This is a genomic window from Vallitalea sediminicola, assembly GCF_054408565.1.
The window spans coordinates 1-11,479 of sequence record NZ_BTPT01000030.1 but is presented as its reverse complement, the minus strand read 5'-3'; the positions used below and the strand labels follow the sequence as shown (position 1 = coordinate 11,479).

General features: G+C 28.2%; 12 protein-coding genes and 1 pseudogene. 11 read left to right on the top strand and 2 right to left on the bottom strand.

What is annotated here, in order from left to right:
* Positions 1-205 precede the first annotated feature (205 nt).
* A complete protein-coding gene (locus ACX6CF_RS13820; RefSeq protein WP_458785928.1) occupies positions 206-439 on the top strand; it encodes a hypothetical protein in 234 nt (77 codons plus the stop codon).
* Positions 440-881: 442 nt separating this feature from the next.
* Here ACX6CF_RS13820 and ACX6CF_RS13815 read toward each other — a convergent pair.
* Positions 882-2,264, bottom strand: a pseudogene (locus ACX6CF_RS13815) (transposase).
* A gap of 172 nt (positions 2,265-2,436) precedes the next feature.
* Between ACX6CF_RS13815 and ACX6CF_RS13810 the strand changes: the two are divergent.
* From ACX6CF_RS13810 to ACX6CF_RS13790, 5 genes are all read left to right on the top strand, one after another.
* Positions 2,437-3,810, top strand: a complete 1,374-nt coding sequence (locus tag ACX6CF_RS13810) for a nucleotide-binding domain-containing protein (RefSeq protein WP_458785927.1) — start codon at positions 2,437-2,439, stop codon at positions 3,808-3,810.
* Between the two features lie 38 nt (positions 3,811-3,848).
* Positions 3,849-4,763 (top strand): SMODS-associated NUDIX domain-containing protein, encoded by a 915-nt coding sequence (locus ACX6CF_RS13805; RefSeq protein WP_458785926.1) that lies wholly within the window; start codon positions 3,849-3,851, stop codon positions 4,761-4,763.
* An 813-nt stretch (positions 4,764-5,576) separates the two neighbouring features.
* Positions 5,577-6,539: a hypothetical protein gene (locus ACX6CF_RS13800; RefSeq protein WP_458785925.1), complete on the top strand. Its 963-nt coding sequence runs from the start codon at positions 5,577-5,579 to the stop codon at positions 6,537-6,539.
* Positions 6,540-6,579: 40 nt separating this feature from the next.
* Positions 6,580-6,915 carry a hypothetical protein gene (locus ACX6CF_RS13795; RefSeq protein ID WP_458785924.1) on the top strand — a complete coding sequence of 112 codons (336 nt, stop codon included), beginning with the start codon at positions 6,580-6,582 and terminating at the stop codon, positions 6,913-6,915.
* Between the two features lie 112 nt (positions 6,916-7,027).
* Positions 7,028-7,504: a DUF2691 family protein gene (locus tag ACX6CF_RS13790; RefSeq protein WP_458785923.1), complete on the top strand. Its 477-nt coding sequence runs from the start codon at positions 7,028-7,030 to the stop codon at positions 7,502-7,504.
* A gap of 117 nt (positions 7,505-7,621) precedes the next feature.
* On the opposite strand, the gene ACX6CF_RS13785 is transcribed toward ACX6CF_RS13790, so the two are convergent.
* Positions 7,622-7,960, bottom strand: coding sequence for an arsenate reductase family protein (locus ACX6CF_RS13785; RefSeq protein WP_458785979.1), 339 nt, complete (start codon positions 7,958-7,960; stop codon positions 7,622-7,624).
* Positions 7,961-8,308: 348 nt separating this feature from the next.
* On the opposite strand from ACX6CF_RS13785, the gene ACX6CF_RS13780 reads away from it, so the two are divergent.
* The 5 genes from ACX6CF_RS13780 (at position 8,309) to ACX6CF_RS13760 (ending at position 11,426) form a co-directional block, all read left to right on the top strand.
* Entirely contained in the window at positions 8,309-8,932 is a 624-nt protein-coding gene (locus ACX6CF_RS13780; protein ID WP_458785922.1) for a GNAT family N-acetyltransferase, read from the top strand.
* Between the two features lie 239 nt (positions 8,933-9,171).
* Positions 9,172-9,798: a GNAT family N-acetyltransferase gene (locus ACX6CF_RS13775; protein WP_458785921.1), complete on the top strand. Its 627-nt coding sequence runs from the start codon at positions 9,172-9,174 to the stop codon at positions 9,796-9,798.
* Between the two features lie 361 nt (positions 9,799-10,159).
* Positions 10,160-10,393 (top strand): hypothetical protein, encoded by a 234-nt coding sequence (locus tag ACX6CF_RS13770; protein ID WP_458785920.1) that lies wholly within the window; start codon positions 10,160-10,162, stop codon positions 10,391-10,393.
* A gap of 23 nt (positions 10,394-10,416) precedes the next feature.
* Entirely contained in the window at positions 10,417-10,851 is a 435-nt protein-coding gene (locus ACX6CF_RS13765) for a hypothetical protein (RefSeq protein WP_458785919.1), read from the top strand.
* A 155-nt stretch (positions 10,852-11,006) separates the two neighbouring features.
* The gene (locus tag ACX6CF_RS13760) at positions 11,007-11,426 is read left to right on the top strand and encodes a hypothetical protein (RefSeq protein ID WP_458785918.1); all 420 of its coding nucleotides are present in this window, start codon (positions 11,007-11,009) and stop codon (positions 11,424-11,426) included.
* Positions 11,427-11,479 lie beyond the last annotated feature (53 nt).

Sequence of the window (11,479 nt, the reverse complement as noted above, 5' to 3'; positions counted from 1 at the left end):
TCAGGAATCTATATAAGATACCTATTTATTATCAACAGTTTGATATGACTTAAAACCAATTATCTGTTTTATATTATTGATATAATAGATTCAGAAAAAAATGGATTAATAGAATTCCAAATGCAAGAGATTATTTAAATTTATTATAAATTAAAGTATTATTAAATTTTTCAGACATGGCTTGTAAACGTAAGGAGATAGTAAAATGGTCAATGACATAAATTGGTTGGAGCCTTGGGATAGCCTACGTACAGAGCCAAGTTTTTTTGAAAAAGAACTATATAGTGAAGTTGGCAAACAACATATTTTATATGGGAAAATGGTGATGGCAATAGGAAGAAGATATGATCGTGATGACATATTATTTAAAGTATATGATTCTGAATTAAGTTTTGCAGTAGTACATTTAACTTACTCAAATAAGAGAGAGAAAAATTAGAAATATCCAAGAACGAAAATTTATGAAGATTTAAACAATTGGATTACTGAATGTATGATGCCAGACCATTTGAAATATATGCTTGACGAAAGAAGAAGGCAGGTAATACATTTACATACAAAGTAAATGGAAACATATTGATATTAAGTAATAAAATTGTGTAGTGTCAATATCAACTATCAAAAGAGCTTTAAAGATAGTTAGGTAATTGCAAAACTTTTAGTTGAGTATGAAGGACAGGAGAATTATTACTGCAAAAAAACACTTTAGTAATGTTAAATATAGTATTTTAAGATAGTGGATGTAACTATGAATAAAAATAGGCTCAAGAAATAAACGTATCTCATTTTATTGAACCTTAAATGTTATACTTACGCAATTAATGGTTTTAAGCTTCTTATATATTCATGCTTATTGATTTTATGAGCAAGTAAGACTGTAATTAATTGTGTAATACTTGATAGTAATAAATCCGCATGAAGTGTTTTTGCATTCCTTGTTTTACGTTTAGCAATACAAAAGCTTTCTTTGAAATGATTGATTGATTGCTCTACGACAGAACGGATTTTATATATTGTACTCCATTCATCAGTACCACGTAATGTTCCAGGATAAGCCAGTAGGTCTTTTTCAGATAAATATATATCATTCTTCCACAAAGAGATGAAGTGCAGGGATTATCACAATTATGTTTTCTTCGCCATTTGTCATCTTCACATTTAGTCCATTTCATTTTAGGACATACAAATTTGAAGGTAGGAAAACCACAACGTAAATGGGAAGTATTTCCTTCAGGTTTCATGGGAAGCTCTGGATTGTGAGGACAACAGGGAATTCCATCAACAGTAAGAGTATAATCAGTATCGCTCAATGAAGAACGATGATTTAAAGGAATATAAGCTTTATTAAACTGTATATCTGAAAGAAGATTATTATAAATATCAATGGTATCAAAAGCAGCATCACCAATAAAAACACTTGGATTGATAAGAGGATGTTTAGCAAAAAAATCTGAAAGAACAGGAATAAGTGCTTTTGAATCAGAAAGAGACTTATCTTCATTAGGGGAATCAGATTTTTTATCAATAACAATATCAGGATGAGCATCAATAAAATCCTTATTATAAAAAGAAATATCCCTAACAATGCCAAGACCGTTGGTAATAATGCCAAACTTAAAAACATAACAAAAATGTCCGTTGATATAAAGTTGTTTTATTTCAGGATTAGAAGAAGCATGTGAAGGCATTGATTTATAAGCCGCCTTGTAGGGATCAAAAGACTTATCAAGACTAGCATTTTTCTTATACGTTTTAAGTTGTTTAATAATCTTATTGGCATATTTAGGATTGTTTTCAGTGACAAAAGCTTCAATTCCAGAAGTATCAAAAACTGTCATAGAAGCTTTATGAGGATTAATACTTTGGCAAATCGGTTCAGTAATATCAACAAGGTCATCAAACATCGATTGTAAGTCCAACAAAAAATTTTGTTTGAAACGTGTAAATTTAGAAGCATCTGGAACTTTAGTAAAACCACAAAATTCTCTAAGTTCTTTTGAAAACTTAAGGAAAGTTATTAGTAGAGAGTCAGTAGGAATAGAAAAGATTCTTTGAATCAAAAGAGCCCAGAGCATGGCAGTAAGTGGATATTTTCTAGGTCTTCCAGTATATGCATAATAATGATAATGAAAAGAATAGGAAATAAACTCACTAAGATTGATGGTATTTTCAAGTAATGAAAGAAAGTGGTGCTTATCATTTTCAAAAAAATCTTGGCAATCAGAAAAAATTTCTGCCAAAGAAAGCTGATTATATGTTATCATACGTGTATAATTCCTTTCGGGTTTTGGTGGATTTGTTTCTTAGCAATTCAATTTTACCATAAATCGGTGAGGAGTTATATTAATTTAAAGAAAAAAATATCCCATACTTATGCGGGTTATGGCGTTTTGCAAACTCTTAAATAATATATATTTGATGAAAGGAGATATTAGAATGTATGATCTTTCAACTGAATTTGATAAGTTTTATCGTACTAAAGTAGTTTTACCAGCCACTGTTCAAAATGAACTTAGAGAAAAAAGAAAACTTAATATCAAACGATTAGAAAATGGCTTAACTGAATATAACGAGGAAAATGGTACAGATTATAAAATATGTGAAAATCGAGTTCAGGGAAGCATGGCAATGCACACTGTGGTGCAAAATGATAATAACGATTATGACATTGATGTTGCAATTGTTTTTGAAAAAAGTAAATTAGGAAATTTAGGACCATTGGCAACGCGTAATATTGTTGCAAATGCACTGAGAAGAAAAACAAGGCAGTTTAATGCAGAGCCAGAAGTGAAAACGAGTTGTGTTCGTATAAAATATGAAGATGGCTATCATGTTGACTTTGCAGTTTATAGGAGGTATAAAAATTCAGAAACAGATGTAGAGTATAAATATGAACATGCTGGAATTGAATGGACATCTCGTGATATTCGAGCTATTGATGATTGGTTTAAAGGTGAGATTGAGGAAAAGGGAAAGGATTTAAGAAAAGTAATTCGCTTCTCAAAGATGTTTTGTAAATCAAGAGATTCATGGAAGAATATGCCGAGCGGATTGATTCAAACAGTTTTGTGTGATGAGCAACTTGCAGGTTATACTAGAATTGATGAATTGTTCTATCATACAATGAAACTGATTAAAATTCGTTTGAATGATGATGTCGAGGTAAGCGCTCCTGTAGACAATGGCCGTTTGCTTGTAACACGAGATAGTGATCGACAGAAGATGAATAATTGGAAAAACCGATGTGATTCCAAACTGAAAGAACTGGATATCTTATTTGATGGGGAGTGTACATATAGTCAGGCTGTTACATCGTGGAGTGAATTTTTCAATCATAATTACTGGAGTGAATTGGCTACGGCTCAATTAAGTGAAAGTTTTAGCATTAAAAAATCTTGTGGTTATACTGATACAGAGCAGTTCATTGAAGATATGTATGATATAAATGAGCGGTATGATGTATACATAGACTGTATGGTCAGTGGGAATGGATTTATGCTAACGCCTATTTATCAATTTATAGAAACATATGCTCCTAAATTTAAAAGATTTATTCCACATAATTTTACGGTGAAATGTAAAGTTGGAAAAACAACAGCTCATTCTTATGATAAAGTGCTGTGGAAAGTAAGAAATGTCGGGGAGGAAGCTGAACGACGTAACGATATTCGTGGGCAAATTAAGGATAGAGGTACTTGGATTAGCGAGAATACGTTATTTAATGGATCTCATTATATAGAATGCTATTTAATAAAAAACAACATTTGTGTAGCAATTGGACATATTAGTATTCCAATTGGAATAGAGTAAAAGTATACATAGCTGTAATAGGAAGGATTTGAGGTAGCTTGATTAAGAAGATTTTTAAAATGATTATTTTTTTGGTAATTTGTTTAGGCTGTATTGCAATTATAATATTATTTGAATTGGAATGTTGGCCGGTAGGCAGCTCATTAGGTGGTTTAGTGGTAGGTATAATTGTTCCTTTTCTGAAATCAAGCTTTGTAGATATTATGGATACTGAAAATTGGAAAACATCACAAAGAAAACTTGTGCGTAAGAACTTTATTAAAAAAACTGATAATGTAAGAATTTCATTTGCTTACTTGTTCAGAATTAAAGTTAACGGAAGATATTTTCTTGTAAAAAATGCTCGTGGAACTGAAAAATATCAACCAGTTGGTGGTGTGTATAAAATGGATCAAGCTGAAGCTCAGTATTTAAAAACACATTATTTTGTAGAAGATGATCATAGAATTCCTATTAACCAGTCATCAAAAAGAGATTATCGATTGCAATTACAGGACAAGTATATTCGAAGGTTCGTTCGTCGATTTAATAAAACGAAAAATCGTGAAGTTGTACAGGATTTGAGCAGAGAATTTAAAGAAGAATTGTTTGACACTGGTATTTTAAATGCATCTAAGTTTGGAGTGCTGAGATATAATTACTGCGGTCGACATATGACTGAACTCCAATACAGTGAGCATTTTCAATGCTACGAATTGTTGTTGGCAGATGTGGTTGATGTGGATTTAACTGCTAATCAAGAACAAGAGTTCCTTTTATTACTTAGCACAAATTCGGATAAATACTGTTTTGCTACAGAAGATGAAATTAAATCATTGGGAGTGAGAGTGGGGAGTAGTAATCTACAAGAGACTATTGCCGACCACACAACTAAAATACTGCAACAAAATACTCAATATTTAACGAAAAAACGAAGTAATAGAAGCAAAAATGAGATTGAGATACAACTATGAAGCAAAAATATATAAATAATCAAGTTATAATGCCATGTTACCGTACAAAAATAAGCATAGCTTATTTTTTGTATTAGTCTCTTTGAAAAATATAAAACGTATTTATACTAAATCAATAAACTATAAAATGGTCTAGTTACACAAGTGGTATCTGTTGGTTCAGTTGTCAAAAGCATTTGCTGATTGTACAATTGTTGAATTGATGTAACTTACAATTCAATTTTATATAATATTAGACAAGTTACTACTTTGCGTTTGTTAGAGCATGATTAAATGTTATGGCAATAAAGAGAAAACAAAATAATTATTGGATTGCACACCTACGAAAACAAGTAAATAGAATTAATACTATTTTAGATTCAATTCGTATAACAAAAATGTGAATTAAACGAAGCAGTATATTTGATTTTTGGTAATATTACATCTCTATTATTCAACAGAATACTAAGAGCAGAAACCCAAAATCTTTAGTAATTATTGAAGTTTTTAAGAACTGGTAAGACCTTAACCAATGAGGGGACATCAATATACTAAATTTTTAGTAATAGTTTACAGAAAAACAATAGGTTGAGAATTTTATAGAAGTACAGAGCTTGGAGATAATTATCAGAATAGGCATGGATTATTATATAGATTCAATAAGATTGATTCATTTGAGGTAAAAGAAAGATTGTTAAACTCTCTGTAATATCATTAATAACAACACTTATTGAATATGACAAAATATTAGTAGCAATAGCCATAAAAACATTAGAATAATATAATAACAAGATAAATTTGTTGAGGATAGTATAACACAAGGAGGTAACGTACTTGATAGGTAGTAATAATATACTTGAAATGCACGCAAAATGTTGGGATCACTTAATTAATATTCAAAAGGTGGATAGGAATTTTTATTTTGCACCAAGAAAAATTAATAATTTGAATAGATTAGAACAAGGATATTATTTTCTTGGTAATGATGATTATTTAGATATATCTTTTTGGGATGGTAGTGATTCTATAGAAAAGATACATAATATTGCATGGGGAGCAAAATCTAATGGTAGATGTTTTATATCAATGAGTTCAAAAGATAATGCACATAAAGCAAAGTATTTAGAGGAGCTAGTGCATATATTAAAACAAAGGACAGGTGTTAATTTTTGCCGTATAAAAGAAACAAAATGGTGGTATGATTATCCCGAAGAAGTTTACTTTCTTGATAGTTTACAAAGCTTCTTAGATAATGAAAAACCAATTATAGATGAATATATTAGAAAACATAAAGAATCAGGTATTAGTATGTTAAACAGTGAGTTTAATAAACAATACGTATTAAAGAGGTTACAACAAGATAATATCAAATCTGAGGAAAAGAAAAAACAAGAGGGGATAGTGAGTGTATCTCCATCAAGTTACATAAAAGTCTTACATCATAACAAATTACAAAATGCAATGGTAAAATATCTAGAAAAAGATAGTAATTATAAATCAGTTACTAGTGAGGTAAATAATGTAGATATAACAGTTAAAACGGTTACAGGAGAAACAATATTTTATGAACTTAAAACTTGTGATGTAAAGAATGCGATAAGATTAGCTATAGGGCAATTGTTGGAATATTGTCATTATCATGATAAAAGCAAAGCCAATAAATTGGTTATTGTTACGAAATATAAACCTAGTAAAATTAATATATCTTATATACAAAATATCAGGAATCTATATAAGATACCTATTTATTATCAACAGTTTGATATGACCAAGAACCAATTATCTGTTTTATATTAGTATATAATAAATTCAGTAAAAAATGTAAGGAGAAAGTAAAATGGTCAATGACATAAATTGGTTAGAGCCTTGGGATAGCCTATGTACAGAGCCAAGTTCTATTGAAAAAGAACTATATAGTGAAGTTGGTAAACAACATATTTTATATGGAAAAATGGTGATGGCAATAGGAAGAAGATATGATTGTGATGATGTATTATTTAAAGTATATGATTCTGAATTAAGTTTTGCTGTAGTACATTTAACTTACTCAAGAAAGAGAGAGGGAAATTCCAAATATCCAAAAACAAAAACATACAAAGATTTAAATGATTGGATTACTAAATGTATGATACCAGACCATTTAAAATATATGCTTGACGAAGAATGCAGGTAATACATTTACATACAAAGTAAATGGAAACATATTGATATTAAGTAATGAAATTGTTTAATGTCAATATCAACTATCGAAAGAGCTTTAAAGATAGTATTGAAAGGAAATTACTATGAAAAAAAGAGGTGTAAGATTTTTAGTACCAAATGAATACGGACATCTTTTACAAGATGTTCTGAATACTATAGATGTTGAAAAGTATTTCTGGCATATAGATTCAGATGAAATATATATAAGCAATGATAATGAAGGAATAGTAGATAACTTATTTTCTAGAGATAAGAAAAAGAATATATTATCAGGGAAAAAATTTAAAAAGTTAATAAGTGAAAACATCTATTATACTATATTTGGTGAATTCAAAGCTTTTACTAAGGACTTAGAAGTAACAGAGATAAATACATTTGAAGATTTTAGAAAAAGCAAATGTGAAATAGTATTATTAATAGTTGATTCAATTTATTATGATATATATTGTAAAGATGTTAATACCATACTGAGCATATATGAAAGTGCAGTGCAAAGTGGATATGATAATGTTGAATTTATTGATGAAAAAGATACAAGAACAAGGTTATTAGTATGGTAAATTATTAATTATAGTTTTAGAGAAGATATTAGAAGTACTATGGAGACTAAAAGATTATGATAATACACATTAAATATTTATAATAAGGAAATAAAAAAAGAGGGAGCTAAATGTTCTTTACTCCCAAGATTTCCAAACATCAGGTTGATAACCAACACTTGCTTTCTTACCATTTCTAACAATAGGTGTTTTAAATAATTTTGGATTCTCTAAAAGAATTTCTTGCATGGTGTCCTGGTCTTGAGTATATGCTAGGACGCTTTCTTTGTAATTAGAAGAATCTTTATTAATGAGGTTGTCAATGCTAACGCTCTGGATAATTGATTTTAGTTCACCCGGACTGACACCTTTTTGTACTAGATCAATTTTTTGAAATTTGATACCACGTTCTTTAAAATACCTTTCAGCTTTTTTAGTATCAAAGCATTTCTTGTTTCCGAATATCTGAATGTTCATCATGTTTCTCCTTAACTGTTTTTAGTATTATAATTATACTAGTAATGTCAGAAAAAAACAACTTCCAGACTTTATTAGTTACTGTCAAGTAATCGTAATACATGATGTAATCTTAATATTAAAACATCCTAATAAATTGTATTACAGTATAAAACATGATATAATTTCAACATCATAGAAAGAAAGGAAATAGACTGTTTGAAAAAATTGAGCATTGTATTAAGCGTGGTATTTAAGTAACACGCCAAAGATATATTTGTGAATATATTATTACTTTGCGTGCTATTCTTTTACCACCGTATAGATTGGGTTAAGTAAAAAAATAACATATCAAAGGAGTTATTAAAAATGTTAGTAATTAGATTAGAAAATGAAAAAGATTATCGAGAAGTAGAAAATGTCACAAGAGAAGCATTTTGGGATAAATATAAACCTGGTTGTGATGAACATGTAGTGGTTAATAAAATCAGGAAGACTAATGCTTTTATCAAAGAATTAGATTTTGTTGCGTGTGATGAAGACAAAATAATTGGTAATATAATTTATTCAAAAGCAAAAGTAATTAATGAAGATAATGAAGAATTTGAAGTTTTGTGTATGGGACCTATTAGCGTATTACCATCATATCAAGGTAAAGGAATTGGTAGTTCACTTATGAAACATTCTATTGAAGCTGCCAAGATATTAGGCTATAATGCAATTATTATTTTTGGGAATCCCAAATATTATCATCGCTTTGGTTTTGAAAATGCTGAAAAGTATAAAATTCAAACATCATGGGGAGTTAATTTTGAAGAGTTTATGGCATTAGAATTACATAAAGGTTCATTAGACGGAATTACTGGTAAGTTTTACGAAGACCCTGTTTTTAAGATAACAACAGATGAACTAAATGAATTTGAAAAGCAATTTCCACCAAAGGAAAAGCATTTTACAAAGGAGCAATTAGATACAAAATTTATTAATAATTAACTAATTAAATTTAATAAAACTTATTTTAAATAACAATAATATGCCTTAGTAAATATTTTACTAGGGTATTTTTGCGTATTTATATAATTTGAAAAATATTGAATTATTAATTTGAAATATCTGTTTTTGAATAGTATAATAACATTAAGAAAATTTAAAATTTATATGTTAATATATATTAGAGTATGAAATAGTTAGTTGAGGAAGTTATGAAAAAAATTATTGTTAGGAGTTGAGATATGTATAATATTAATGAATTGATAATTAGAAGTTTTAAAACAGAAGATAAAAAAGATATTTCAAAGATCTATCTAGATGGATTTAATAGTAAAGTGAAGAAGTTACTAGATTTACCTGATGAACGCAAAAATGATTTTTTAGATGATTTTGGAATCCTAGGAACCCATTATAAGGAAGGTTATTTTATTGCTGAGATTGATGGTGATATTATAGGATTGATGCTTCTTAGATGGGTAGGACAAGAAAGGCAAAAGAATACACAACCTAAGTTTTTTCTATTAGTGAAGAAATATGGACTTATATCAACTTTAAAAACTATGGCTAAGCTAATACTAATGAATCATAATCCAAAAAAAGGTGAGATTTATATAGATAATATTGCAGTTTCAGAAAAAGCTAGAGGTCTTGGAATAGGTAGTATATTAATAGATAAGGCTTTTGATACTGCTATGTCCATGAATGGTATAGACAAAGTAAGTTTAGCAGTTATTGAAGACAATCCCAAAGCTCATAAGTTATATAAGAGATTAGGATTTAAGGATGTACATAAAATAACTACCCGTATGGGGAAATGGGCAGTAGGTGTTTATCAATATACTGAAATGGAAAAAGTAATTACGGATTAAACATATAAGAGAATTACTAAAAAGGAGAAAGGTTATTGGGTTAAATAAACATTTGTAACCTAATAACCTTTTGGTTTACAGCAATTATTTATATGTAAAGAATAAATAATTTTATTTGGTTAATTATAACACAATTAAATTTGAATGTATATTCATAATTTATAAAATTATTTTAACTATTTGTGATATGCAAGTATAATTTGTATTATTCTAACAATATATCTCTATATTTTCATAAATTAATTTTATAGTTTATATAGCTAAAGATAAATTGTTAATATAAATATGAGGATTATGTTATAATATATTCAGTAAACTAGATATATTAAGAAAGTAGCTATTAAGGAGTTGATTTGCATTAATGAAATCAATAAAAAATATTTTGTACTACACACTCATGGGTATATGTACAGTTTTTCTTATGCGATTAATTAGATATGGTTTTAGTGATAAAATAATATCTGGAGATTTTTGGATAGATTTATTAATAGGAGTTAGTGTATTTACTATTTTTGCTACAATTAGAGAGCTAAAAAATATTAAAGCAAAAAAATTAACTAGTTATATAAGCAACAAAAATATGAAACACTATTAATTCGTTAATTATGGAGGTGGGTTATGGGTAAAAATAAGTACCTATACATACTTATTATGTCAGTAATATTATTTGTAATTTTGATAGCTTATTATTTTATTAATTCATCTAGGTCACCACATATTTCTAATAAAGTTAGCAAAGTTAAAATACTTGACTTGAGAAGTGGTGAAGACATAACCATTAAAGATAAAGAAGAAGTAACGCATCTTATTTATACGTTTAATAACATCCAATATAAAAAGAGTAATATTAAAAATTATCCTAATGGTCCTACATATGAATTAACATTTATGAATAATGAAAAACATTATGGATTAGCTATTTATGATGGCGATGAATATTATTTAATACATTATACAGCTAGATTGAAAAATTATAATGGGATGACTGATAAAAGTGATATTGATATATTGGATTATATAGATAAACTGTATGAATCTAAAAATATAAAATAGAAGATATTACTTAAGCTAAGTTATTTATTACTAAAATAAAAATAATATTTAATATAAAATTGGTGGTGATTACAATGTCTTTTCTATTTGCTTTAGCTATACTATTAATTTTTGGTACTTTACCCCTCTGGGAAAAAATACTAGGGGGTAAGCAGTTGTATAGAATTAAATCATCAATAATAAAAACGTGTATGATTCAAATATTGATGGTATTTTGGTCAGTAATAATGATAATAATTCTACTAATATCTCTAGAATATGACCCTGATGCCAAGTACAAATTAGTAGTTGCAATAGTTGTATTCGGTATAATATGTATAAGTGCTATTTATAATTATATTAAAGTGGGTGAGGGAATATTTGAAGATGGTGTAATATATAGAGGAGTATTTCGAAGTTGGGAAATTTGTAAAGGTTATCAGATATATCCTGACGATGCAGATAATGCTAATATAACTATATATTTTGAAGCTAGATCCATAGATATTCAAGTAGAATCTATGGATATTGAAAGAATAGACAATATTCTTAGTAAGCATTGTGTGAAAAAAATTGATTTGCATCAAGATCATTAGTCGGGAGATAATAAAAAAGCTAGTAGAGGTGGGATAGGTTGAAAGAAAAAATA

Coding starts and splice junctions, on each gene's coding strand:
- ACX6CF_RS13790 (WP_458785923.1), top strand. CDS start 7,028: ATGAAAAAAAGAGGTGTAAGATTTTTAGTACCAAATGAATACGGACAT.
- ACX6CF_RS13785 (WP_458785979.1), bottom strand. CDS start 7,960: ATGAACATTCAGATATTCGGAAACAAGAAATGCTTTGATACTAAAAAA.
- ACX6CF_RS13775 (WP_458785921.1), top strand. CDS start 9,172: ATGTATAATATTAATGAATTGATAATTAGAAGTTTTAAAACAGAAGAT.
- ACX6CF_RS13795 (WP_458785924.1), top strand. CDS start 6,580: ATGGTCAATGACATAAATTGGTTAGAGCCTTGGGATAGCCTATGTACA.
- ACX6CF_RS13770 (WP_458785920.1), top strand. CDS start 10,160: ATGAAATCAATAAAAAATATTTTGTACTACACACTCATGGGTATATGT.
- ACX6CF_RS13810 (WP_458785927.1), top strand. CDS start 2,437: ATGTATGATCTTTCAACTGAATTTGATAAGTTTTATCGTACTAAAGTA.
- ACX6CF_RS13820 (WP_458785928.1), top strand. CDS start 206: ATGGTCAATGACATAAATTGGTTGGAGCCTTGGGATAGCCTACGTACA.
- ACX6CF_RS13780 (WP_458785922.1), top strand. CDS start 8,309: ATGTTAGTAATTAGATTAGAAAATGAAAAAGATTATCGAGAAGTAGAA.
- ACX6CF_RS13765 (WP_458785919.1), top strand. CDS start 10,417: ATGGGTAAAAATAAGTACCTATACATACTTATTATGTCAGTAATATTA.